Genomic DNA, 26,810 nt, shown 5'->3' on the forward strand with positions numbered 1-26,810 from the left:
AATATACAATGTATAGATTCCTTAAACAAATGATACTTATGCTTGTGCTCTGCTGTTTACAGCAGGTGCAAGCTCAAGATTATTCATTATATAAAACGCCTCAAGATTGGGTGATTGCAAAAAACTATTTTGCAACATCCTTATTGATCCAAGACACTACGGTCATTAGACACGTTCTTGACCACGACAAATCGCTCAAGCGCATCTTTAAGGAAAGGCTCAGGCGCTACAAAGAAAGCGAAGACTGTAAAGATGTACATTGTTTTTTGTCGGCATTTAGGTGGAGTGAAGCTGAAGTTGAGTCGATCGTCTTAGCCCTATCTAGAGAGATCGGGCAGAATGGAAATTTACAAAAGTACTTCCGCGAAAAACTTTTGCCGAGCCATAGGTATGGAATATCCAAAGGAAAAACTGTAGAGGAATATATTGAGAAGGCTTTTCGACAGGATCTTCGGGCAATGAATTACGTAATAGATGTGTATGCCGGGGGACGTAATCCCAATTATCCTAAAATAGACTCGATTTCTTTTAACATACATGATCCACGTTACCTCTCGTTGTTAAAAGATGTTCAGCAAGACGTGTTATCGGATGTTCGAAGTATCAAAGAAGTCTTTGATTTAACATTGTTAACTGCGGTTCGTCTTTTGGAAATCAATGAACGTTGGGATGCTGCACAATTGGAACCTTTGCTAGAAACGGAAAATCGAAAAGCCTATGAGGCGGTATCCAGAACAGATTTCAACAAATATCCTTATAGTTTATTGTTGACGTTGGGGGCCGGGCCAGAAAAGTATGACCAACCCATTAGCCCAGGGGGCATGCTTCGTAGTAGAATGGCCGCGAGAAGCTATTTTGATGGATTAGCTCCTTTTATTGTTGTTTCAGGAGGACGGGTTCATCCCTATAAAACGAAATATATAGAAGCATTAGAAATGAAACGTTATTTAATGGAGACGCTACTGATTCCAGAGGAGGCCATATTGATTGATCCTCATGCACGACACACCACCACGAATATTCGAAATACAGCTCGTATAATGTTGCAATATGGATTTCCGGAGGATAAATCGGCTATTATTAATAGTAGTGAGGCCCATATTAACGCAGTAGAGCAGATGGCCGATCGTTGTTTAGCAGAGCTAGGTTATGTTCCCTATGAACTTGGTAGAAGGATTAATGAGGTTATCATCGAATTTAAACCAAAAATCGAGGCATTAACGATCGACTACGACGAGCCTTTAGATCCCTAAAATGTTTATGCGGCCTCTTTGCAAAATGTTTCGTCGATGCAATAAGAAGAGGCCGCATAACCTTGTTGAAATGGATTTATTCTGGTATCCAGCCGTTTAGCACATGTGTTTGTGTATATTTCTTCATTTCTTTTGCTTTAAGCTGTAGAGACCAATCCACACGTTTTGTCAGGTCTTTTGCACCGTCTCCATAGCTCCCACCTTCGGCGTAAAAAACTGTCTTTTCTTTATCTGGGAAATTTTTATCCCCAGGCCAAGCATGCCAGCCTGCCGGTGTAATATGCGCCCCCATCTCTGTATCTATAAATACTGTTTTAGCAAAAGGTCTCCATGGTCGACCCAGAAAAACTTTGTTGATCTCCTTATCTTTTGCAATTAATTTACAGGACGCGAACACAAAGCCAAATGGGTCGAAATATGTGGTTGAAGCTGCGGTAATATAAGAATTGGCTAAGCTCTCAATCGTGCAATTTTGAAAATAAACTGTCGAAGCACCGAATATAAAGTCTGTGGTACCACTGATATAACAATTTTCTACGAAATTCCTGGTGCCCGCTCGTGCCAAATACAGGGTGTCTTGATTTCCTAAAATATTACAATTACGAATAATGATTCGATCTCCGTCCGTATGTAAAGCAACTGCTTGTCCCACTCTTCCTGACGTGTTTTCAATAGTCAAGTTCTCTAGCGTACAGTCGTTTGCTGCAATTAGCACGGTATAGGATGTGTATGTGCTGTATTTAGTATTACCTGTGATATCAATTCCTCTAAAGTCTTTTCCTGAATAATCATCAAAGCTAATAATTGTATGTTCTTTATCTTCGCCTTGGAGTGTGACATTGCGCTTATAAGATGGAATAACTAATTTTTCTTTATAAATACCAGGCTTAACGAAAATGACCACTTTTTTTTCTGCATGATCGCGTACATTATTGATGGCTTCTTGGATGGTTTTAAAATCTCCGCTGCCATCTTGAGCGACAACGAGTTTAAACTTATTGTCGATTGTTTGTCCTTGGCTAGGAAAAATAAAAAGGTAAATAAATGTAATTAAGATTGTTCGATGTAAACGCATGGCTCCATTAATTAAGTGCTTCGATTTTAATCCAATCAACTTCAGCATATCCACTATCATTTATTTGGACGTTTCTTGTCGCGTAAAGACCGAGTGTGGCACCTATCCATTTACCCGGTTTGGCTTTAAAATCTTTTTCGATAGGGTGATAAAGTATATTGTCAAGACTATAAGACCATCGGCAGATGGCTCCCTTACTAATCTTGACACGAAGATACACATATGATTTATTTGGAACTTTTGCTAACTCTTGTTGTTCTTCCTTTCCCGATGTAAGTCCTTTAATGCACGTCCCGAATGATAGTGTTTGACCATTTTTTGTTTGGGTTAGAAACAATTGGCTATAATCCTCTCCTACTACAGCGAATCCTACTCTTTCATTGTCTAATTTTTCATTGGCGATTAAACGTAGTTTTGTGGTTGCCATAAATTCTTCTGCAGGAAATTTTTGCGTTAAAATGTTGGGTATATCTAGTAAATTCTTATACCCATTAGGGCATTGCTGGGTGTATAATACCAATTGCCCATCTTTACTAGGCATCAGCCAGGTACCATCCGGATTAGCTTGCCATTGCCATTGTTTTCCAAGGTCAGTTGATTCAAATTCATCTGATTCAAAAGGAGTTGCAATAGGGTATGTTTTTCCCACATTCGGTTTCTTGTATGTGAGTACTGGCTGCCCTATTCCGGTCTTCTTCTGTTCACCAATAATTGGCCAGTCGTTGACCCATTGCATAGGCTGTAGGTGCACGACACGGCCATAGGCGTCTTTATCTTGAAAATGAATGAACCAATCTTCTCCCGTTTGGGTGTCGATCCAAGCTCCCTGATGAGGTCCATTGATGGGCGTTTTTCCCTGCTCCATGACAACTTTGCGCTCATAGGGACCATACACATTCCTTGAGCGAAGAGCAAGCTGCCAGCCTGTTGCAACGCCTCCTGCAGGGGCAAAAAGATAATAATATCCGTTCCGCTTGTACATTTTAGGCCCCTCTATTGTAGGATCTAACTCATGTCCGTCGTATACAATGATACCCCGATCAATTGCTTTTGCCCCCTCCTTGTTTAAACGGGCAATAGCCAAGACACTTTTAAGGCCTGCTCGACTACCCGCATAGGCAAAAGCTAAATACGCTTTGCCGTCATCATCCCAAAATGGACAAGGATCTATAAGTCCTTTTCCTTCGAAAACTAAGATTGGATCCGACCATTCTTCCAGAGGGTTTTTTGTTTTTGTCATATATATACCATAGTCGGGATCTGGAAAATAAATGTAGAATTCGTCATTATGGAAGCGTATAGAGGGAGCCCATACACCATTTCCATGCTGTACCGTACTAAATACTTGCTTAGGCTGTTGATAAGGCAAGACGTGGTTTACAAGCTGCCAATTTACCAAGTCTTTAGAATGCAGCAAGGGAATTCCGGGCGCATGGTTGAAACTCGAAGAAATCATATAAAAATCATCACCTACCCTTATGGCATCAGGATCTGAATAGTCTGCATGTAATATTGGGTTTTTATAACTCCCATTGCCTAAATCGGCAACCCAAGTGGAGGAAATACTTTTGTCTTGTGCAAAGGTCGCATATGTTAGAGCGAATGACATGCAAAATGTGAATAACAAAGGTTTGTTCATTTCGATAAGTTGGATTTATATTCGGTACTAACAAGGATACACAAATTAACAACCGGAACAAATAAAGAAATATGCAATCGTTGCCGGTAACGATTACATTGTATTTTACAAAAAAATCATAAAAAATGTGGAAATTGCCTAGGTCAAATAGATAAAAACAAAATAACCAACATATAATACCATGAATAGACATTTTTCTTTATTGGGAGCCTCCGGCTTACTACTTGTCATGATCCTTTGTAGCTTCTGTTGGAAGGCGAGAACAACGGTTTGGATGATGGGAGATTCAACGATGGCCATTAAAGCGAAGGACAAATTCCCCGAGACAGGTTGGGGAGTTGCGTTTGCAACAAAATTTAATGACGATGTTGAAGTGATAAATAAGGCAAAAAATGGACGCAGTACCAAATCATTTATTAACGAAGGGATCTGGAGCCAGGTTTATGAAGGCGTGAAAGAAGGCGATTATGTTTTTATTCAATTTGGACATAACGACGAGAAGATCGAAAAGCCGGCAGTTGGTACAACGATTGATGAGTACAAGGCGAATTTAGTCAAGTTTGTATCATCTGTTCGAGAAAAGAAGGCTACTCCAATTTTATTAACACCAATTGCCCGTCGGTCTTTTGTCAACGGTCAATTGGAGCAGACACACAAAGGGTATCCAGCAGCTGTTAAAGAGGTTGCGGATAGTTTACAGGTGACCTTTATTGATTTAACGAAACAAACATCCGACTTGTTAGTCAAAGAGGGTGAAGAACATTCTGTAGCACTCTTCTTACATTTAGCCGAAGGACATGCCAATTACTCAAAAGGAGTGAAAGACAATACTCATCTCAATGATTATGGAGCCGAAGTTGTCGCTAATTTGGTAGTGGATGATATTAGAGTACAAAAATTACCCTTAGCAAAGTACCTAAAAGAATAGAAGATCGGTTGTTGGATATAAAGATGAATAGCGGTTCGATTTACTTTATGTGGTGAAGGTTCTTTAGAGGCTTTTTTATTGAGCTTTCCGCTATTCTACAAACGCAAACGTTACCGATAACGTTTGCGTTTTTAATTTCCTGCCGATCGAAGTACAAAGCGAAATTTAATACTTAAATTTCGCTGCAACCAATTGCAGGGAGTAAAATTTGATGAAAAAAATAAACCTATTTGTCTTTCTCTTATTGATTATAAGTTCGCACTTAAAAGCGGCAGAGTATGATATAGTTGTTGCAAAAGATGGTACTGGAGATTTTGTCAGTATACAGGCGGCTATAGATGCGGTACCGGCTTTTAGGAAAAAAGTGACTACAATTTTTGTGAAAAAGGGTATTTATAAGGAAAAGGTGATTCTGGCCGAACCGAAGCAAAATATACGGATTGTCGGTGAAGATAAGTATACAACTATTCTCACTTATGATGATTATGCCCAAAAGAAAAATACGTTTGGAGAGGATCTGGGTACATCTGGCTCATCAAGTTTTTATTGTACAGGTGAAGGGTTTAGGGCAGAGAATATTTCTTTTCAAAATAGTTCTGGCCCAGTAGGCCAAGCCGTAGCGATATGGGTTGCAGCGGATAAAGCTGTTTTTATTAATTGTAGGTTTTTAGGATTTCAAGATACTTTATATACCTATGGTAAGGGGGCGAGACAGTTATATCTTAATTGTTATATCGAAGGGACAGTAGATTACATTTTCGGATCGTCAACAGCTTGGTTTGAGCAATGTGAGCTTCATTGCAAAGGAAGTGGGTTTATTACTGCTGCATCCACTCCCGAATCTTCTCGCTTCGGCTATGTCTTTAATCGCTGTCAGATTACTGGAGATGAAGACGTAAAGAAATTCTATCTGGGAAGACCCTGGCGGCCCTATGCAAAAGTTATTGTGATGAATAGTAGTTTACCTTATTTTATCGCTGATGAAGGTTGGAACAATTGGGGGAAAGCGAGTAACGAAGAAACAGTGAGTTTCTCGGAATTTAACAATGTAGGAGAAGGAGCTTTGTCACAAAGTCGTGTCAAATGGATGAAAATATTATCAAAGGAAGATGTTGAAAGTGTTTCTGTATCAAGTGTTTTCGGTGATTGGGCAATCGATCTATTGGCTGATGATAGTCTAAAGTTCCGGTAACGATTGCATAGTTTTTTCTTTATAATGATAAGCAAACCCTGTAGACTTGTTAAAACAAAAGCTACCAATTTTTAGACAATGCTAACAATGACAAAAAACGCGAAGATAAAAACGGGCAAAAGTTTGATTTCCTTTATCTTTTTAGGGGTATTGGCAACATCATCTTTAAAGGCGCAGGAACCCGCTAGGCCCGTAATTCAAGAAGTAAGTTTTCCTAAAGATACCGTTCAGATTACGTCATTCGGTGCAAAAGGAGATGGCCAACAACTCAATACAGATGCGATAAACCAAGCGATCAATAGCTGTAGTGAACGAGGTGGTGGAGTGGTATTGGTTCCCGGCGGGCTGTGGCTAACAGGTCCTATTGAGATGAAAAGCAATGTGAATTTACACATTCAACGAGAGGCTGTTTTATTATTTACCAGTGACTTTAGTGAATATAAGCTGGTTGAATCCAATTGGGAAGGAGAACCCGCTTGGCGAAATCAAAATCCTATTTCTGGTAAAAACCTTCAAAATATTGCAATAACTGGTTCTGGAATAATTGATGGAAATGGTGGAGCCTGGCGCATGGTGAAAAAAAGCAAAATGACCGAGAGCCAGTGGAAAAACCTGCTAGCAAGCGGTGGTGTCGTGGATGAAAAAAGTAATATTTGGTATCCATCGGAAAGTTCGTTGAGAGGCGCACAACAGAAGAAGCCAGGCACAATACGTCCAGAGACTTCTATGGAAGATTTTCGTGATGTGAAAGATTTTTTGCGACCTAATCTGATGGTTTTTACACAGTGTAAGCGAATTTTATTGGAAGGGGTTACTATTCAAAATTCTCCAGCTTGGAATCTACATCCCTTAATGTGTGAAGATATTACACTGAGAAAAGTATCCGTGAGAAATCCATGGTATGCGCAAAATGGTGACGGAATAGATATTGAATCGTGCAAAAATGTACTTGTTGAAGATTGTACGTTTGATGTTGGCGACGATGGGATATGTATAAAATCTGGTCGTGACAAATCTGGTCGCGATCGTGGAATGCCAACAGAGAACGTAATTATTCGGAATAGTGTTGTCTACCATGCGCATGGAGGTTTTGTAATAGGAAGCGAAATGAGCGGCGGAGCACGGAACATTTGGGTAGAAGATTGTTCATTTATAGGTACCGATATAGGACTACGGTTTAAGACAACAAGAGGAAGAGGTGGAGTTGTTGAAAATATCTTTATTAAGAATATAAATATGTTTGACATCCCAGGAGAAGCGATTCTCTTCGATATGTACTATGCCGCAGTCGATCCTATTGTCTTGGCCGGAGAAAAAAGAGATGCTATAAAAGTGGTAAAGTATCCAGTGACAGAAGAAACACCTCAATTTCAGAACTTTGTAATCCAAAATGTAAACGTACATGGCGCTGAAAAAGGGTTGTTTATCAGAGGCTTGCCTGAGATGCAGATAAAACATATAAAAATTGAAAATGCGAATATTCGCGCAAAGAAAGGAATTGATATCACAGAGGCTTTCGATATCCAGTTAAAGGACTTTAGCATTACAACCGACACAACAGATCCCATGATTCAAGTCGAGAATAGTAATAACGTAACTATTGAAGGACTAAAGTCGGAAAGGGAAACAGACCTTCTGTTCCGTATATCGGGAGCGACTACTCAAGGAGTGAAGTTAAGCGGATTTGATATCCCCGTCGTGCGTAAAAAAAGTGAATTTATTAATGGTGCCCAGGATAAGGCACTGACTATTAAAAAATAAAGTAAGATCTAATGATAATGAAAAGGAGTCTGTTTTTTATAATCTTTCTTTCTATTATAGCACATACGGTATATGCTCAGAAAGCTATTTCAGAACAAATGGCAAATACCGCTATGGAGAAGCTCTTTAAAGATGCACGTTTTACAAATCCAGAAAAAGGCCCCACGTGGACTTATGATATGGGCGTTGTGCTCGAAGGTGTTGCTGAGGTTTGGAAAAATACCGGTGATGGGAAATATTTCCAATATATCCAAAATTGGATGGATCAATATGTGACAGAGAATGGAGATATCCGAAATTATAAAGCTACAGAATATAATATTGACCACGTAAAGAATGGAAGATCCTTACTTTTTCTTTATAAAGTAACGGGTAAAGAAAAATATTTGAAAGCCTGTCAAAAGTTATACGATCAGCTTTTGAACCACCCCCGAACCAACGAAGGCGGATTTTGGCATAAGCATATTTATCCTAATCAAATGTGGTTGGACGGTTTGTATATGGCGCAGCCTTTTTATACAGAGTACGCCGCATTGATGAATATTCCCAAAGTGTTTGACGACGTAGTAAACCAGTTTACTTATATGGAGAATCATGCACGCGACGAGCAGACAGGGCTTCTTTATCATGGCTGGGATGAATCGAGAAAAGAGAGGTGGTCAGATCCCCAAACAGGAAGATCAAAACATTTTTGGGGACGTGGTATGGGATGGTTTGCAATGGCGCTCGTGGATGTCTTAGATTATTTTCCAGAAAATCACCCTCGAAGAGGAGAGCTCATCCAGATATTAGGACGTACATTGGCGGCGGCGGCAAAATATCAAGATCCTAAAACGTCGGTGTGGTTTGATGTGTTGGATTTGGGTAAACGCGAGGGAAATTATGTAGAAGCTTCGGCATCAAGCATGTTTGTTTATGCGATGGCTAAGGCCGTCCGGAAAGGTTATGTCTCGAACGCTTTCCAAAAAAATATAAATAGAGGTTATCAAGGGCTTTTAAAAGAGTTTGTTACACAGGCAGGTGTTGATCGAATAGATTTAAATAAAGTTGTTGAAGTGTCTGGACTCGGCGGAAAAAAATATCGTGATGGAAGCTTCGAATATTATATGAGCGAACCTGTTCGGACGAATGATCCGAAAGGCGTGGGAGCGTTTATGTTAGCTGCTTCAGAGGTGGAATTCAGAAAGGTGAAAATCGGAAAGAAATCGCCTGTAGTCACGCTGGATAATTTCTATAACAACGAATTCAAGAAGACTGCAAGCGGTGATCTGAAGCCATACCACTACCTTTGGGACGGTCAGGACAATAATGGGTTCTCTTTGCTAGGTCGTATTTTTGAACAATACGGGGGCCAACTAACAACCTTACGTGAAGCACCTTCATCCCAGAATCTTAAACATTCAGATATCTATATAATTGTTGATCCCGATACAGAGAAAGAGACGGACAAACCAAACTTTATGAAAGAATCTGATGCGAAAGAAATTGCAAAATGGGTGAAAAAAGGTGGTGTACTCGTTCTTTTATTAAACGATGTGGGAAATTGTGAGATCACGAAGTTTAATGTTCTTCCACAGCAGTTTGGAATTTCCTTTAACGAAGATAGTCGCAACCGTGTTAAAGGAAATCAATACCAAACAGGAGCTATTGATATTCCTGAAGGAACAACGATTTTTAAGAACACAAAAAAAATATATATAAAGGAAATCTCTACGATGAAAGTGGAGTCGCCGGCAAGAGCAATTGTTCAAGATAATGGAGACAACATTATCGTAACAGCTAATTATGGAAAAGGGACTGTATTCGCTATTGGTGATCCTTGGCTTTATAATGAGTATACCGATGGACGAAAGTTGCCGCTGGTATATCAAAATTTTGAGGCGGCAAATGAGTTGGTAGATTGGTTGATAAAAAGAGCTAAGTAGCTGTGACGGCGAAAGCCGGTGATAAAGAATAGTAAGAGGATAGTCGAGAAACGATTTGTGTAGACTACAGGAATAGGTAGATAAGACTAGATAAAATAAAAATAATTAATTCAGGGAATAGTATAATGTTGCTTTCAAAGGAAAATTTAGAGAAAATAAGCTCAACTAATTTAGCGTTGCCCTCAAGCGCTTCTTTCGAGCTTCCAGAACGCGTGATTCAGTTTGGGACGGGGGTTCTATTGCGAGGTTTGCCAGATTATTACATCGATAAAGCGAATAAACAAGGTGTTTTTAATGGTAGAATATTGGTTGTAAAATCGACAAGTTCATCGGGTGCTGATGCTTTCGAAGAACAAGATGGTTTATATACCGTATGTGTTAAAGGATTGGATGAAGGAAAAGAGGTCGTTCAATATACATTAAACAATTCTATCTCTCGTGTTTTAGCGGCAGCGCAGGACTGGGGGACGATTTTAGCAGCGGCAAAGAATCCCGATTTAAAAGTTGTTATTTCTAATACAACCGAAGTCGGTATCGTTTTGAGTAACGACAATATTTTAGATAATCCCCCCTCTTCTTTCCCTGGAAAATTGTTGGCCTTCTTGCACCAGAGATATGAATACTATCAAGGAGATGTAACCAAAGGATTAGTCATCCTGCCTACGGAATTAATTTCTGATAACGCACAGAAATTAAAGAAGATACTTTTAACCCTAGCGATTCAAAACGAATTAAGTGATAAATTCTTACGTTGGTTAGAAGAGGCGAATGATTTTTGTAATACACTAGTGGATCGTATTGTTCCTGGACGTTTATCTGCGGCCGAACAAAAGCTAACTGAGGCGGAATTGGGCTATGAAGATCAATTAATGATCATGGCAGAACCATTTAGCCTTTGGGCAATAGAAACAGATTCGGATCGCGTGAAAGACATTTTATCTTTTGCACAGGTAGATTCAGGAATCAAATTAGTGCCTTCAATTGATAAGTTCAAGGAGATTAAATTGCGGCTTTTAAACGGAACCCATACGCTGAGCTGCGCAACGGCGCTTTGGAGTGGCTTTGTCACCGTAAAAGAGGCGATGAATAATTCCCTGTTTCATGGTTTTGTTGCGAACTTAATGCAACGTGAAATAGGGAAAGCGATTTTAGATCAATACATTGAACAAGACGATGTCGCAAATTTTTCTAGAAGTGTAATCGATAGATTTAGCAATCCCTTCTTAGAACACCGTTGGGAAAATATAGCATTGAATTATACCTCAAAGATGAATATGCGGAATGTGGCGCTACTTGAGCGTTGGTATAAGAAGAACTTGGTTCCACCTTCCTATATCGCTTTAGGTTTTGCTGCTTATTTGAAATTTATGGATACGCAATACAACGGCGTTCAGTATACACAGGAGATCAATGGACAAACGATTATCTTACAAGACGAGTTTGCACCTTTATTATTTGATTATTGGAAAGATAAAAACACGGTCGTACACCGTGTCTTGGCAGACGACAGTTTATGGGGAAAAGATCTAAGCAGTTATCCCGGATTTGAAGAAACGGTACAGCGGTTTCTTGATGAAATAAATGCTTTTGGAGTATTGGAAACGATAGAAAAGTTAAATGTAGCATGGCAAGTAGAATATTAAAAATACACCCAAAAGATAACGTATTAGTTGCGTTGCAAGATTTATCAAAGGGAGAGCAAATCGCTTTTGAAGGTGAAGAATATAGCCTACAGGAAGACATTCCGGCAAAGCATAAATTTTTTATGCAGGATATGCATGCGGGTGACGAAATCTATATGTATGGTGTGTTGGTTGGAAAGGCACAATATGCTATTCCTAGAGGCGGTTTAATGAATACAGATAATACAAAGCATGCCGCCGATCCATATACCTTTCGTCCTTTTCATTATCATTGGGAGGCTCCTGATGTGTCTCGATTTGAAGGGCGTACGTTTAATGGATATTTACGTTCTGATGGTCGAGTGGGAACCGCAAATTATTGGTTGTTTATCCCGACAGTCTTCTGTGAGAATAGAAATCTAGATGTTATTAAGGAAGCGTTATACAATGAGTTGGGCTACTCGGTAACAGGCAAATATAGGGCGTTCACACACGAATTGTTGACGGCTTATGAAGAAGGCCGAGATTTAGACAATCTATCTTCGGATGAGTTGAGTGTTGTTACACACAAAAAAAATCGTGTTTTCAAGAATGTCGATGGTATCAAGTTTCTTAACCATCAAGGTGGTTGTGGAGGAATCCGTCAGGATGCAGCAGTTCTTGGAAAGCTTTTAGCAGCGTACGCAGATCACCCAAATGTAGCAGGTGTAACGATTTTGAGTTTAGGCTGCCAAAACCTCCAGTTGGCGGACTTGATGCAGGACATAAAACAAAGAAATGCAAATTTCGATAAACCTGTTTTTGTATTTGAACAACAGCAATCTAAAAGTGAAGAGCAACTTATAAAGGAGGCGATACAAAAAACGTTTGTTGGTTTGGTAGATATTAACAAATACGAAAGGCAGCCAGTGCCTCTAAGTAAGCTAACATTGGGTGTGAAATGTGGAGGTAGTGATGGCTTTAGCGGCATATCAGCGAATCCTGCAGTGGGATATACTTCAGATCTGCTAGTGGCACTAGGTGGAAAAGTCCTGTTGGCGGAGTTTCCAGAACTTTGTGGTGCTGAGCAGAATTTGATCGACCGTACAATAGAGCCTGAGGCAGCCCATAAGTTTATTTCTTTAATGGGAGCATATAGTCAAGCGGCTGAAAACGTAGGATCTGGGTTCCACATGAATCCTTCTCCCGGAAATATTCGTGACGGACTGATTACGGACGCAATCAAAAGTACAGGTGCAGCAAAAAAAGGAGGAACATCTCCTGTTGTGGATGTGTTAGATTATACCGAAGAAGCAACAAAACCAGGTCTTAATTTGGTTTGTACACCGGGTAACGATGTCGAAGCAACCACAGGAAAGACCGCCTCTGGAGCTACATTAATCCTCTTTACAACGGGATTAGGCACACCAACAGGAAATCCAATTTGCCCCGTTATTAAAGTTGCCACCAACAATGCCCTAGATCAGCGCATGTCTGATATTATTGATATTAATACAGGTGCCATTATCGATGGTGAGAAAACTATTGAGGAAATGGGAGAAGATATTCTTGAATATTGTATCCGCGCGGCTAGTGGAGAGGTTATTCCTAAAGCTGTCCAATTAAATCAAGACGATTTCATTCCTTGGAAACGAGGGGTTAGTTTATAATTATACAGAAATTATTATGAAAGCATTTTTAGACGAAAATTTTCTTTTACAGAGTAAAACAGCACAAGATCTCTATCATCAGTTTGCAAAAAATCAGCCAATTATCGACTATCATAATCACTTGATTCCAGAGCAGATTGCAAACGATAGCCGATTTGAGAATATAAGTCAGGTGTGGTTGAACGGTGACCATTATAAATGGAGAGCGATGCGAACCAACGGTGTCAATGAGCGCTATATTACGGGAGATGCTTCTGATAAAGAAAAGTTTATCAAATGGGCAGAAACAGTACCTTACACGTTGCGAAATCCTTTATACCATTGGACGCATTTGGAGTTGCAACGTTATTTTGGTATTACCGATTTATTGTCACCGAAGACTGCGGAAAAAATATACGAAGAGACCGCAGCGAAATTAGCTGAACCAGGATATTCTGTACGTGGGTTGTTGAAAAAAATGAATGTTGAGGTTGTTTGTACGACAGATGATCCTATTGATGCGCTTAACTTTCACGAACAGTTTGCGAAAGAAGGGGAATCTTTTAAGATGTTGCCAGCTTTTCGCCCCGATAAAGCGATGAATGCGGACGACACCCAAGCACTTAATGCTTACATTGGTCAAGTCGAAGCTGTAACTGATACAACAATTGGATCCTATAGCGCTTATTTGACAGCTTTGAAATCCCGACATGATTTCTTTGCATCCCAAGGATGTACTGTATCAGATCACGGTTTGGAACAGATCTATGCAGAAGATTACACGGATCAAGAAATTGAGAATATCTTTCAAAAAATTCGGTCAAACCAGCCACTTAACCCGCTTGAAATCCTGAAATTTAAGTCGGCTATGTTAATCCAGTTTGCAGAATGGGATCATGAGAAAGGTTGGGTGCAACAATATCATTTAGGAGCATTACGTAATAATAATGCACGTATGCTACGTGTAAATGGACCTGATACAGGTTGGGATTCTATTGGTGATTTCAGTCAGGCTAGGGCTCTTTCCAAATTCCTAAATAGATTGGACAATCAGGATAAATTAGCCAAGACAATTATTTACAACTTAAATCCTGCAGATAACGAGCTTATTGCAACGATGATTGGCAATTTTAATGATGGTTCCGTAAAAGGAAAAGTTCAATTTGGTTCCGCTTGGTGGTTCTTAGATCAAAAGGATGGGATGACTAAGCAGATAAATGCACTTTCGAACATGGGCTTACTGAGCCGCTTAGTAGGAATGTTAACGGATTCAAGGAGTTTCTTGTCATTTCCTAGGCACGAGTATTTTAGACGCCTAATCTGCGACATTTTTGGGCAGGATGTAGAGAATGGAGAGCTACCTAATGATATCGAGTGGATCGGAAAAATTGTTAGCGATATAAGCTACAATAATGCAAAGGAATATTTCAACTTCTAAAGGATATGCTTAGAGGAAAGGTACTCAGTTTTGGGGAGATATTACTACGTGTATGTCCCGATATGAGTCAAGATTGGATTTCGCAAGGTAATTTACCTTTTTATATAGGCGGAGCTGAATTGAATGTCGCAACGGCGTTAGCGCTTTGGGACATTCCATCAAGCTATGTTTCCGCTATGCCCAAAAATGCGATATGTGAGGAGATTGCTCAACATCTGCAACAGAAGGGTGTCGATATGGAAGGTATGTTTTGGAAGGGGGATCGAATCGGGATTTACTATCTGCCTAAGGGAAAAGACGTAAAGAATGCGGGTGTCGTTTACGACAGAGCGAATTCATCATTTTCTGAACTAAAGCCCTCAGACTTCGATTGGGATCTTGTTTTTAACGATGTTTGTTGGCTGCACTTCTCTGCAATCTGTCCCGCAGTGAATGCTGAGATTGCACAGCTGTGTTTAGTGGCAGTACAAGAAGCGAAGGCGCGTGGTATTTTCGTTTCGCTTGACCTTAACTATCGCTCCAAACTTTGGAAGTATGGAAAAGATCCTTTAGAGATCATGCCAGAAATAGCGGCCTACTGTGATCTCATCATGGGCAATATCTGGGCAGCACAGCGAATGTTAGGCACCTCCTTGCAGCCTAATTTCCAAGAAACGAAGGCTACATATCCTACAGAAGAACTGTTGGAACAGTCTCTACAGACGAGCAAGGAAATTAGGAACAGGTTTCCTAGATGTCGATATGTTGCAAATACATTCCGTTTTGACTACGAACAAGCTGGAATAAAATATTTTACGTCCTTGTATACAGAACAGGATGGACTTTTGGTTTCAAATGAGTATCTTTCCGAAAACATTGTAGATAAGGTCGGTAGTGGCGATTGCTTTATGGCAGGACTCATTTACGGTCTTTATCACGAACATGACGCCAGTTATACGCTAGAGTTTGCAACCGTAGCGGCCTATGATAAATTGTTTATCTCCAGCGATGCAACCGTAAGTACGGTGTCTGATATAAAAAAAAGATTAAAAAAATGAGTAAAAAAGAAGAAGTCTTAGATGCGATATTGGAGCAGGGCATGCTTCCATTGTTTTTTCATGCAAATGCTGAAGAAAGTATTGCAATCGTTAAAACATTGTATGATGAAGGCATCCGAGTGTTTGAATTTACGAACCGAGGAGAAGAGGCATTACAGGTGTTTAAGGCATTGGTTGAAGCTAGAAACGATGAATTTCCAGGTTTATATCTTGGAATAGGTACAATAAAAAATACACTGGAAGCACAACAGTTTATTGATGCTGGCGCTGATTTTATCGTGGCTCCTATTGTTACCCCTGCAGTAGGGCAACTTGTACACGGTGAAGGACTGCTTTGGATTCCAGGATGTATGACACCTACTGAAATTGCCTTAGCACAAGAGCAACACGCCACTTTAGTGAAACTTTTTCCTGCGAATATTTTGGGGCCTGGTTTTCTTTCCGCAATCCGCGAACTCTTCAAAGGACAACTATTCATGCCTACAGGAGGCGTAGATCTGGAAATCGAGAACTTAAAGTCTTGGTTTAAAGCAGGCGTATCAGCGGTAGGAATGGGAAGTAAACTCATTGATCCGAAAAACTTGGATGGACTAGTAGAGAAGACTAGGAAAGCCATTGCGCTCGTAAAACAAGCAAAAGAAGAAAAATAGCCTTCACGAATAGGACGGATATATTGTTGGCCTTTCCGTTTGAAGAAAGGAATAGATAGTAAGAGTAAGATGGGGAACTTGTAATTCAGCCGCGAACATATCCGATGACGTATAGAAATTTATAACTTTTAACTTTTTAATTTTTAAAGCTACACCAATGAATAATGATAAGAAGGGAAATTACAGATGGACAATTTGCGGCCTCCTCTTTTTCGCCACGACAATAAACTACTTAGACAGACAAGTGCTGTCACTTACTTGGAAAGATTTTATAAGCCCCGAATTTCATTGGACAAATAGTGACTATGGATTAATAACAGCTCTCTTTTCTATCTTCTATGCGGTTAGTATGTTATTTGCTGGCCCTTTTGTAGATTGGCTTGATACAAAGAAAGGGTTTTTATGGGCCATTGGTATTTGGTCTATAGGAGCCGTATTGCATGCCTTTTGTGGTATTGCAACAGCAGGGATTGTCGCAGGGACTTGGGGCGTAGGATTCGAAGGCGCAAAGGAAGCGATTGCCAGCGTTAATGATGTCGCAAAGGTTATTAATGTAAGTGTCACCTTGTTTATTTTTGCCCGCTTTGTACTGGCGGTGGGGGAAGCTGGAAATTTTCCTGCAGCAATAAAATCTACAGCAGAGTATTTTCCTAAGAAAGACAGAGCATTAGCTACTAGCATTTTTAATGCAGGAGCGACAATAGGCGCCCTAGCCGCACCATTAACGATACCGGTGATTGCCGCTTATTGGGGATGGGAAATGTCATTTATAATCATTGGTGCTTTAGGATTTGTTTGGATGGGATTCTGGATCTTTATGTATAAAAAACCGCATGAGCATCCAAAAGTTAATGAAGCAGAGCTAAAATATATCTTGCAAGATGGAGATCATGAAGAAACAACAACGCCTGACGTTGCGGTTCCTGTTGTAAAAAAGAAGATGTCATTAGCCACTTGCTTTAAATATAAGCAGACATGGGCTTTTGCCTTCGGAAAGTTTATGACAGACGGCGTTTGGTGGTTTTTCTTATTTTGGATGCCTGCATATTTATCGGCTGTATATGATATCAAATCCTCGGATACAGAAGGGCAGTTAGCCATTTTTGTGCTCTACCTCATCACACTGTTATCGATTATTGGTGGATGGTTGCCGACGTATTTGGTTGAAAAAAAGGGACTAAATCCATATGAAGGACGTATGAAAGCGATGTTGATGTTTGCTTTTGTTCCGTTGGTCGTTTTACTTGCTCAACCGCTCGGACATTTATCGTATTGGATCCCTGTGTTGTTGATTGGACTTGCTGGTGCAGCACATCAATCTTGGTCAGCGAATATCTTTTCTACTGTGGGAGATATGTTTCCAAAGCGTGCTATTGCTACAGTAACAGGCATTGGCGGACTTGCTGGTGGACTTGGATCAACATTCATCAACTTTTTCTCCGGTAAATTGTTCGATTATGCGAAAGAAACACAAATGACCTTTTTAGGCTTCCAAGGTGAAGAAGCCGGTTATTTTATTATTTTTTCTTTCTGCGCGGTAGCTTATCTTATTGCTTGGACGGTGATGAAGAGTTTGGTTCCTAAAATGGAACTCATTCGAGAGTAATAGATTGACTTATTTAAATACCTACCTAAATATTTTTTAAAAATGGAGTTAGATTTAGAAAGCATTTTCTACGGGGAAGAGGACGTCCCTGTAGAATTTGCCTTGCAGGAACAAATTGATCAGCGCGAGTTCCTGTCAAATGGAGAGATGCTTCCATGGGATGGCCAAGTGAGCGAAGTGTTTTCACCCATCTGCGTGAAAACAAAAGATGGGTTGAAGCGTAAACGTATTGGAAGTTATCCAGTCTGTACGGAAAAAGAGTCGATGGAAGCCCTGTCTGCGGCGGAGAAAGCCTACGATAATGGCCGTGGTGAATGGCCGACAATGGGTGTTGCCGATCGTATCGCCTGCGTGGAACGCTTTACCCAACAGATGATTGAAAAAAGGGACATCGTTGTCAAACTCATTATGTGGGAGATCGGAAAATCATATGCCGATTCTGTTAAAGAGTTTGATCGTACGGTAGAATATATTTACGCAACTATTGATGCGTTGAAAGATATCGACCGCGATTCTTCGCGGTTTCAGATAGAACAAGGAATCATTGCACAAATTAGACGTTCTCCCTTAGGCGTAGTGCTGTGTATGGGCCCATTTAATTACCCATTAAACGAAACCTTTACAACGCTTATCCCAGCGTTGATAATGGGGAATACATTATTATTTAAACCACCAAAGCATGGTACATTGTTGCATTATCCACTTTTAGAAGCTTTTAGAACAAGTTTTCCAAAAGGGGTAGTCAATACTATCTATGGAAGAGGTAACAAAATTATCCCGCAATTGATGCAATCCGGGAAAATTAATGTATTGACATTAATAGGATCAAGCCGAGTTGCTGACGAATTAAAGAAACTTCATCCACGTGTAAATAGATTACGTGCCATTCTTGGTCTTGATGCTAAGAATGCAGCCATTATAACGAAGGACGCTGATCTTGATTTGGCAGTTTCGGAAACAGTTCTAGGCTCTCTCTCTTTTAATGGACAGCGTTGTACGGCATTAAAAATTGTGTATGTGCACCGTAGTATTGCCCAGGAATTTCTGAAAAGATTGAGTACTGAAGTTGGTAAGTTAAAATTTGGTATGCCTTGGGAGAAAGGCGTTGCTCTTACACCTCTTCCTGAGGTAAACAAGCCAGCCTATTTGACGGCTTGCTTAGAAGATGCCAAAAATCATGGTGCGAAGGTAATCAATGAAAATGGAGGCGAAACGTTAGAGTCGTTTTTCTATCCAGCGATTGTTTATCCCGTAAATGCGCAAATGAAATTGTATAGAGAAGAACAATTTGGTCCTGTTATTCCAGTGGTTCCTTTTGATGATCTGGAGGAGCCTATTGAATACCTGATTGACTCTTCGCATGGGCAGCAAGTGAGTATTTTTAGTAATAATGCCGCCGTTATATCCTCTTTAATTGATCCGCTGGTAAATCAGGTTAGTCGGGTAAACGTAAACAGCCAGTGCCAACGTGGACCAGATACTTTCCCGTTCACTGGACGTAAAGATAGCGCCGAAGGTACATTATCTGTGGTGGATGCCTTACGCTCATTTTCTATTCGATCGTTGGTAGCAACGAAAAATACCGATAAAAATAAGAAACTACTGAATGAGATTGTCGGAGACAACAGTTCAAATTTCTTAAGTACAAAGTATATCTTTTAATTTAATAGATGGGGGGAATCTCCCCCATCTATTATGCTGCATTCGGTCCCGTTTCCTTTTCTCGGCTATTTTGGGTAATATTACGTAATTTTACCTACCATGGCTTTTGAGAACTATACTATTAAGGATATCGCTAAGGCGCTAAACCTCTCTGCATCTACGGTTTCTAGAGCATTGCGAGATAGTTATGAAATCAGTAAGGAAACGAAGAAACTGGTGCAAGATTATGCCGAAAAAATAAATTACCGAGCAAACCCTATTGCAAGAAGTCTGAAAGAAAGAAAAAGTTACAGTATTGGCATTGTCGTGAGCGAAATTGCAAATAATTTTTTCTCTCAGGTTATCGATGGAATAGAATCTGTAGCCTATAGCCGAAATTATCAAGTTGTTATTTCCCAAACACATGAATCGTCTGAAAGAGAACGACTTCATGTAGAGCATCTTTACTCTCGTTCGATGGATGGGATATTGATGGCACTTTCTGCAGAGACTACGGATTTCAGTTACTTGGCTAAGCTCATGGAAAAAGGATTTCCTGTGGTTTTTTTTGATCGCGTTCCATCTCAGATAAGCGCGCATAAAGTGATTGCAGACAATAGGCAAGGAGCGTTCGAGGCGGTGCAATATTTGGCAAAAAAAGGTAAAGCGAGAATTGCCCATCTGACAGGAGCGAAGAACCTTTCCATCACGAAGGAGAGATTAGAAGGTTACAAAATGGGGCTTTTGGCACATGGGTTAGAGTCTTCCTCATCTTTGGTCAAGTATTGTGAGTATGGAGGCTTACATCAGGATGAAATTGAAAATGCTGTAGAAGAACTGATGGAAGAGGAATACGATGGCATCTTTATTTCTGGAGATAAACTCACGACGGGCTATTTGCATGCGATGAAGCAAAATTATCCCCTTGCTGTGGAAAAGATTGCTATTGCAGGATTTACAAATTCGAAAGTAGCTCGTATTTTCTCGCCTACAATCACTGCGATTCGCCAACCCGCTTTTGAAATGGGACAACAGGCCGCATTGTTATTAATCGAACAGATAGAATCGAAACAAAACAATGTCGATTTTTCTACGCTTATCTTGCCGACAACCCTTATAGAGTACTAAACTAACTACTACATATATGATTAAAAATATCTTATCCATAGCTGCAGCAGTCGCTTTGGGGGCACATGCCATTGCTCAAGAACAGCCCTCCTTTCTTTCTTATCCGACCTTAAGCCCAGATGCTTCTACGTTGGTATTTAGTTTTGAAGGTGATCTATGGAAGATGTCTAGTTCCGGAGGAATAGCTTCAAGACTTACCGCTATGGAAGGCAACGAGATCGCTCCAAGAATATCTCCAGATGGTAAGTGGCTGTCTTTCTCTTCCGATCAAAATGGTAATTTGGATATCTATGTCATGCCTTTGGAGGGCGGAGATATTCAACAATTGACCTACCATGACGGTTCTGACCTTGTGGATAGTTGGAGCTGGGATAGTCAGTTTATTTATTTTACGTCGGGACGTTATAATAGATTAAGTAGTTATCGTGTAAATAGAGGTGGAGGAACGGCTGAAAGGATTTTTCCTCATTTTTTCAACTATATACACGGAATGGTTGAAACCCCTTCAGGAGAATTGCTGTTTAATGATTCATGGGAGAGTTTTTCATCGGCCAATAGAAAACGATACAAAGGCGCGTTTAATCCAGATATTTATGGCTATGATCCATCAAAAAAATCATTTAAACAGTATACGGATTACATAGGAAAAGATTTTTGGTCGAGTGTAGATCAACATGGAACCCTTTATTTTGCCTCTGATGAAGGCAATGGGGAATATAATCTCTATACGCTGAATGAGGGAAAAAAACTGGCTCTAACACAATTTAAAACGTCAATAAAACGACCTTTCGTTTCTGCAAATGGTCAGACTGTTGTTTTCGAAAAAGACTACCAACTATTTTTTTATGATGTTAAAAGTAAGACCACAAAGCCAGTCAAAATACAGCTAAACAGAAACCTGCTATTGGGTAAGCAGAAAGAGTTCGACGTTAACAATAGCATAACGTATTTCGATGTTGCGCCTGACGGTAAAAAGATCGCCTTTGTATCAAGAGGGGAACTTTTTGTAAGTGATATAGATGGTAAATTCGTTCGTAAAATGCCAAACGATGGAGAGCGTGTTATTGAAGTCAAGTGGCTAAAAGATAGCAAGACGCTTGTTTTTAACCAGACGGATCAGGGGTATTTGAATTGGTTCTCCCGTCTTGCCGATGGTTCAGGAATGGTAAAGCAACATACGAAGGATTCAAGAAACAACAGAGAAATCACCTTTAATCCAGATCGTAGTAAGGCGGTTTATCTCAGCGGCCGGGATGAGGTCCGTTTATTGGATTTAACGAGTTTAAAAAGTACATTATTGGTGAAGGATGAAATATGGGCCTTTCAAAACTCCTCACCCTCTTTTTCTCCGGATGGAAAATATGTGTTGTTTACTGCAGTACGGAATTTCGAGCAAGATATTTTTGTACATCACATAGAGAGCGGAAAAACAACAAATTTGACAAATACCGGAGTATCTGAAGCCAACCCATGTTGGTCGTCGGATGGCAAATACATTTACTTCGCAAGTAATCGTACAAAGCCCTCCTATCCTACCGGAATGCAATTTGCGAGTATCTACAGGATGGCGTTGGAGAACGTTGACGAACCTTATCGATTAAATAAATTTGATGAACTATTTGGAGAGAAAACATCAGAAAAGAACGATAGTACTAAAAATAAAAAACAAGAATCTTCAACCAAGAAAAACCTTCCAAAAGAGGAGAAGAAAGTTCTTGTTTCAATCGATACGCAGGACCTTAGGAGTAGAATAGTCCGGGTTAGTCCATCCGCTGGAAGTCAATATGAACCACTGGCTTTTAAAAAAGGTGAAAAGAACTATGTTTTTTTCTCTTCTGATCATGAAGGTAAATATGGCCTCTACCGTATAATTTCGAAACCTTTTGAGGAAGATAAAACAGAAAAAGTAAGCGATGCTCGTATCAGTCAACTGTTTGAAGTCGAAGGTAAAATATATGCGCTGAGTGGCGGTGTTATCCAAAAATATAGTATTGAACAGAATAGGATGGATAAAATGCCGATCAGCTTCAAGTTTAATAAGGATTTGTCACAAGAGTTTCGACAAATGTTTTTTGAAACCTGGGCTGGGATAGAGGAAAATTTTTATGATGCAGGATTTCATGGTGTCAATTGGAGTAGTATTAAACAAACATATGAATCCTATTTACCGGGCATTAATAATAGATCAGATTTACGTATCTTATTAAACGATATGCTAGGGGAGTTAAATTCTTCTCATTTAGGCTTTAATTCTGTCGGCGCTGAAGAGCGCAAGAGCTTCAACTTTGTCACCAATGAATTGGGCGTTCTATACAGCAGAGAAAATCCATTGGAAATCAGTCAAATTGTTGCTAATAGTCCAGCCTCTCGAAAAGGTGTTGATTTACGTGTTGGGGATATTCTTGTCGCTGTCGATGGGCAAACTATTGATCCTAGAAAGGATCGTGATTTCTATTTTACCAAACCGTCTCTTAGTGGCGAGATGCAGCTTACCATCAAACGAGAGGGTAAGGAAAAATCGATCTTGATAAAACCACAAGGGACAGCTTCCTTTAAAGACTTGCTTTATGATGCGTGGATTAAGAGTAACAAAAATAAGGTAGATAGCCTAGGGAGTAACCAAATCGCCTATACACATATGAAAAATATGGGAGGGGACGAGTTAAACAATTTCCTTATGGATATGGTTGAACAAGAAAATAATAAAAAAGCAATTATTTTGGATCTTAGGTATAACACTGGTGGAAATGTTCATGATGAAGTATTGCGTTTCCTTTCGCAACGACCTTATTTAACATGGCAGTATAGAGGTGGAAAACGGGCTCCACAAAGCAATTTTGCGCCTTCAGGCAAGCCTATTGTGCTGTTAATAAATGAACAGTCGCTCAGTGATGCAGAGATGACTGCTGCGGGCTTTAAAGCCTTAAAACTTGGAAAAATAATAGGTACAGAAACCTACAGATGGATTATTTTCACCTCAGCAAAAGGACTTGTGGACGGCTCTATGTATCGGGTGTCCGCATGGGGATGTTACACGTTAGACGGAGAAGATCTCGAACTTACCGGTGTAACCCCTGATATCTATGTTAAAAATACCGTCGCCGACCGTTTACAGGATGACGATCCGCAGTTGAAACGCGCAGTAGAAGAATTGTTAAAGGATCTTAAATAGAAAAGCTGCAGAAACTCTCAGCTTTGTTTTTTAAGTTTTAGAAAGCCACATCATTCCAAGAACGATGTGGCTTTTTTGAAGAGTTTCCAATAGATTATAGCTGTACTAGAGAAATTTAACTTGAATAGGCTTGGTAGAATTTTTTTTGAATACGAAATAAATCCCTATTCTGGAATATGCTCTAGGAGAACTGCTGACTGGCTTTTGTCGTAATAGACGCAAGTCATTTCTTCTAAATTCATAACCCATTTCTCCACGCCACTTCTGGCACAGTCTCTGCAAAAAGTAAAGTAATCAGTCTCTCCTTGTTGATGTTTTTTGAGTGAAGTTTCAAAGTCCGTTGAGACATACTTCTCTTGAATGTTCAGAGGATCGTATTGTGCTGCTGATGTTGCTTCAAATCCCTGTTCGCCATAGTAAACGGTATGGCTATCTTGCACCCATGTCTCGAAAAGCTTGACACCGATGCGTTTAATTTCTTGAATGTAATTTGGAAAGTCTGCTCCAGATTTCACTTTTTGATGAGCTTCCTCAATTTGTTGTATGGTAAACATTAGGCCTATTTTTAAGATATGTAGTAAATATAGTGATTTGCTGGGTGGTTTAAATAGAAAAAAGCTCCACGCATGTGAAGCTTTTTGTCGTGACCCCGCTGAGGCTCGAACTCAGGACCCACAGATTAAGAGTCTGTTGCTCTACCAACTGAGCTACGAAGTCGAAGTAGGACAAATGTAAGACCTATCTTATAAAATGTCAACCATTTTTTGGTTTTTTTGTTAACCGCCTATTTTTCAGTATCCCTTTTGTTTCTTATGTATTCAACAGCATATTATGTACATAAATGCAAAGAAAAAAAATCGCTGTAAGCAAAAACAATTTGCTATTTCTGAAGTAGTTTTTCTAACTCATCTTTTGAGGCTTTGAAAACGGTTCCGTGACGTAAACCTTTTGGTAGATGTAGTTTATCGGATACATCTTCCCAATGTATGAGGTCCTTTGAGCGGATGGCGCCGTAGCGATGTTCGGTGTATTTATCAAAATAAACAACCCAGTATCCATTAATATTTATTGCGGTGGGACCTTCTGCCCAATATTTTCCTGTAATTGGAGCGCTAGCTGTACTATATGGCCCTGTCAGATTGTCTGCGAAAGCTATTTTCAAATTCTTTTGGAGAGGAACCCGAGTTTCATCTTTAATAAACATTAACCATTTCGATTGATACGGAAGTATTGTTGCATCAATGCTGTTGAAACCTGGTTCATAAAGAATTTTCGTCTCTGAGAATGTCTTAAAATCTTTGGTTGTTGTGAAGTACATACGGTGGTTATAGCCTTTTTCCTCATCAATTTGTGTTTCGGGGAAGGAGCCTTCTATGGTGGTGGCCCAGTAGATCATATATTCATCTTCTTTGGGATCGTAAGTTATTTCAGGAGCCCAGGTGTTTCTTGCTTTTTCCTCATGTTCCATGACTGGAATGTACTGCTGTGGCGACCAATGTATTAAATCTGGCGATGAGGCATAGCCTATGCCCTTTTGTGTCCAGCTTACTGTCCATACCATATGGAATAAATTGTCTTTTCCGCGAATAATACAAGGGTCGCGCATTAATTTATCTGGGCTTAATTCTGGTTGAAGAAAAGTTGTTTGTCTTTCTATCTTGTTCCACGTGAACCCATCTTTGCTGTAGGCTAGGTGCAAGCCGTCTTCACCGTTTCCCATAAAATAGGAAAATAAGAAAACACTATCTTTCGAAGAGGCAAAGCAGAGTGAGCAAGCCATTAGAGCACTTAAGGTAAAGAGGATTTTTTTCATTTTAGTAATACGAATATTTTTGGTTTATGATGTTTCACAAGTTTAGCATTTTTTATCCAAAAATTGATGTAATTTTGCAGAGAAAATCACCTCAGACATGGATTCTCAAATCACTTCTTCGAGTCCCGATGCCTATGGAAATAGGCAAAGAATACGGATAGCGGTCTCCCTTTTTTATTTTGGTCAAGGCTTAGCTTTTGCAAGTTGGGCAAGCCGTATCCCTATTATAAAAGCCCAACTTGGGCTGACGGAAGCACAGTTGGGCACTGTTTTATTGATGCTTCCTGTTGGTCAGCTTCTAACGATGCCCATATCTGGAAAGTTGGTGAGTAAGTATGGCAGTCATAAGATTCTCCCAATAGGTGCATTCGTTTATCTTTTTGTTCTTTGTGGAATTTCTTTTGCTCAAAATGCCTGGCAATTAGGGGCTGCCCTTCTCCTATTTGGGATTGTTGGAAATGTGTGCAACATCTCCGTGAATACCCAGGGTGTATTAGCTGAAGGTATATATAAGAGGTCAATCATGTCTTCTTTTCATGGCTCCTGGAGTATCGCTGGTTTTACGGGAGCGTTAATTGGATTAGCGACGTTGAATTTAAACTTGTCTACAGCTATACATTTCTATTTTGTCAGTGCGTTGTTGGTGTTCAATATTTTCTTCAACCGAAACTTTCTCGTTCACGATTTAGCTGGAAATACAGAAAAAAAATCATTTTCTTTCAAGCCTGATCGGTTGTTAATCTCTTTGGGAGTGATTGGCTTCTGTAGTATGGCTACCGAGGGCGCGATGTTCGATTGGAGTGGTGTCTATTTTCATGAAATTGTACATGCGCCTGATACGTTAACAACTTTAGGTTATGCTTCTTTTATGGTAATGATGGCCACGGGGCGCTTTATAGGCGATGCGGTAGTAAGCCGAATAGGACGTAAACGTACGCTACAGATTAGCGGAATTTTGATGTTTACCGGCATGATGGGTGCTGTTATTTTTCCGCAACTGGTACTCTGTACGATAGGATTTATGTTGGTTGGTTTAGGTGTAGCCTGTAATGTTCCATCCGTTTATTCTGTGGCAGGCACTCATAAAACTATTTCTTCGGGCGTAGCGCTCGCTATGGTCTCCAGTGTGAGCTATTTAGGTTTTTTAATGGGGCCACCCCTGATCGGATACATTGCAGAGGCCTTTAGTTTACGTCACTCCTTTGGTGTATATGCTTGTTTCGGTTTACTTATGTTTTTTCTGACAAGCCGACTTGCCGTGTTTAATAAAAAGTAAAATATGTACGTATGCTTTTAATATAA

19 protein-coding genes and 1 tRNA gene are annotated in these 26,810 nt (G+C 39.9%); 15 read left to right on the forward strand and 5 right to left on the reverse strand.

Annotated features, from left to right (window positions below; translation table 11 throughout):
• Window positions 1-8 precede the first annotated feature (8 nt).
• Complete coding sequence (locus ACSZOX_RS08625; RefSeq protein WP_437919472.1) at window positions 9-1,253, forward strand: YdcF family protein; 1,245 nt, start codon at window positions 9-11, stop codon at window positions 1,251-1,253.
• Window positions 1,254-1,329: 76 nt separating this feature from the next.
• Here ACSZOX_RS08625 and ACSZOX_RS08630 read toward each other — a convergent pair whose 3' ends face one another.
• Entirely contained in the window at window positions 1,330-2,376 is a 1,047-nt protein-coding gene (locus ACSZOX_RS08630) for a pectinesterase family protein (RefSeq protein WP_437919473.1), read from the reverse strand.
• Window positions 2,336-3,937, reverse strand: coding sequence for a glycoside hydrolase family 43 protein (locus ACSZOX_RS08635; RefSeq protein ID WP_437919474.1), 1,602 nt, complete (start codon window positions 3,935-3,937; stop codon window positions 2,336-2,338). Before ACSZOX_RS08635 ends, ACSZOX_RS08630 begins: the two co-directional genes overlap by 41 nt.
• A gap of 211 nt (window positions 3,938-4,148) precedes the next feature.
• On the opposite strand from ACSZOX_RS08635, the gene ACSZOX_RS08640 reads away from it, so the two are divergent.
• From ACSZOX_RS08640 to ACSZOX_RS08700, 13 genes are all read left to right on the forward strand, one after another.
• A complete protein-coding gene (locus ACSZOX_RS08640) occupies window positions 4,149-4,895 on the forward strand; it encodes a rhamnogalacturonan acetylesterase (protein ID WP_437919475.1) in 747 nt (248 codons plus the stop codon).
• 211 nt (window positions 4,896-5,106) lie between these two features.
• On the forward strand, window positions 5,107-6,087 hold the full coding sequence (locus tag ACSZOX_RS08645; protein WP_437919476.1) for a pectinesterase family protein: 981 nt from the start codon (window positions 5,107-5,109) through the stop codon (window positions 6,085-6,087).
• Between the two features lie 87 nt (window positions 6,088-6,174).
• Entirely contained in the window at window positions 6,175-7,848 is a 1,674-nt protein-coding gene (locus ACSZOX_RS08650; protein WP_437919477.1) for a glycoside hydrolase family 28 protein, read from the forward strand.
• A gap of 17 nt (window positions 7,849-7,865) precedes the next feature.
• The gene (locus ACSZOX_RS08655) at window positions 7,866-9,773 is read left to right on the forward strand and encodes a glycoside hydrolase family 88 protein (RefSeq protein ID WP_437919478.1); all 1,908 of its coding nucleotides are present in this window, start codon (window positions 7,866-7,868) and stop codon (window positions 9,771-9,773) included.
• A 125-nt stretch (window positions 9,774-9,898) separates the two neighbouring features.
• Window positions 9,899-11,416, forward strand: coding sequence for a tagaturonate reductase (locus ACSZOX_RS08660; RefSeq protein ID WP_437919479.1), 1,518 nt, complete (start codon window positions 9,899-9,901; stop codon window positions 11,414-11,416).
• Window positions 11,398-13,044: a UxaA family hydrolase gene (locus tag ACSZOX_RS08665; RefSeq protein ID WP_437919480.1), complete on the forward strand. Its 1,647-nt coding sequence runs from the start codon at window positions 11,398-11,400 to the stop codon at window positions 13,042-13,044. Before ACSZOX_RS08660 ends, ACSZOX_RS08665 begins: the two co-directional genes overlap by 19 nt.
• Window positions 13,045-13,060: 16 nt before the next feature.
• Window positions 13,061-14,461 (forward strand): glucuronate isomerase, encoded by a 1,401-nt coding sequence (uxaC, locus tag ACSZOX_RS08670; protein WP_437919481.1) that lies wholly within the window; start codon window positions 13,061-13,063, stop codon window positions 14,459-14,461.
• A gap of 5 nt (window positions 14,462-14,466) precedes the next feature.
• Entirely contained in the window at window positions 14,467-15,498 is a 1,032-nt protein-coding gene (locus ACSZOX_RS08675; protein WP_437919482.1) for a PfkB family carbohydrate kinase, read from the forward strand.
• Window positions 15,495-16,148 carry a bifunctional 4-hydroxy-2-oxoglutarate aldolase/2-dehydro-3-deoxy-phosphogluconate aldolase gene (locus ACSZOX_RS08680; RefSeq protein ID WP_437919483.1) on the forward strand — a complete coding sequence of 218 codons (654 nt, stop codon included), beginning with the start codon at window positions 15,495-15,497 and terminating at the stop codon, window positions 16,146-16,148. Before ACSZOX_RS08675 ends, ACSZOX_RS08680 begins: the two co-directional genes overlap by 4 nt.
• Before the next feature lie 157 nt (window positions 16,149-16,305).
• Window positions 16,306-17,754 (forward strand): MFS transporter, encoded by a 1,449-nt coding sequence (locus tag ACSZOX_RS08685; RefSeq protein WP_437919484.1) that lies wholly within the window; start codon window positions 16,306-16,308, stop codon window positions 17,752-17,754.
• Between the two features lie 42 nt (window positions 17,755-17,796).
• Entirely contained in the window at window positions 17,797-19,416 is a 1,620-nt protein-coding gene (locus ACSZOX_RS08690; RefSeq protein ID WP_437919485.1) for an NADP-dependent glyceraldehyde-3-phosphate dehydrogenase, read from the forward strand.
• Between the two features lie 99 nt (window positions 19,417-19,515).
• Window positions 19,516-20,523 carry a LacI family DNA-binding transcriptional regulator gene (locus ACSZOX_RS08695; protein WP_437919486.1) on the forward strand — a complete coding sequence of 336 codons (1,008 nt, stop codon included), beginning with the start codon at window positions 19,516-19,518 and terminating at the stop codon, window positions 20,521-20,523.
• 16 nt (window positions 20,524-20,539) lie between these two features.
• Window positions 20,540-23,695, forward strand: a complete 3,156-nt coding sequence (locus tag ACSZOX_RS08700; protein ID WP_437919487.1) for a S41 family peptidase — start codon at window positions 20,540-20,542, stop codon at window positions 23,693-23,695.
• Window positions 23,696-23,859: 164 nt separating this feature from the next.
• Here the strand turns inward: ACSZOX_RS08700 and ACSZOX_RS08705 are convergent, their stop codons facing one another.
• The 3 genes from ACSZOX_RS08705 to ACSZOX_RS08715 all read right to left on the reverse strand — a co-directional run bounded on the left by ACSZOX_RS08705 (window position 23,860) and on the right by ACSZOX_RS08715 (window position 25,508).
• Window positions 23,860-24,249, reverse strand: a complete 390-nt coding sequence (locus ACSZOX_RS08705) for a DUF1398 domain-containing protein (protein WP_437919488.1) — start codon at window positions 24,247-24,249, stop codon at window positions 23,860-23,862.
• A 90-nt stretch (window positions 24,250-24,339) separates the two neighbouring features.
• Window positions 24,340-24,412, reverse strand: a tRNA-Lys gene (locus ACSZOX_RS08710).
• Between the two features lie 163 nt (window positions 24,413-24,575).
• A complete protein-coding gene (locus tag ACSZOX_RS08715) occupies window positions 24,576-25,508 on the reverse strand; it encodes a glycoside hydrolase family 43 protein (protein WP_437919489.1) in 933 nt (310 codons plus the stop codon).
• Window positions 25,509-25,605: 97 nt separating this feature from the next.
• Here ACSZOX_RS08715 and ACSZOX_RS08720 point away from each other — a divergent pair, with 97 nt between their 5' ends.
• Entirely contained in the window at window positions 25,606-26,784 is a 1,179-nt protein-coding gene (locus ACSZOX_RS08720; RefSeq protein WP_437919490.1) for an MFS transporter, read from the forward strand.
• The last annotated feature ends 26 nt before the right edge of the window (window positions 26,785-26,810 follow it).

It is taken from the genome of Sphingobacterium sp. LRF_L2, assembly GCF_965644235.1.
Taxonomy (GTDB): domain Bacteria; phylum Bacteroidota; class Bacteroidia; order Sphingobacteriales; family Sphingobacteriaceae; genus Sphingobacterium.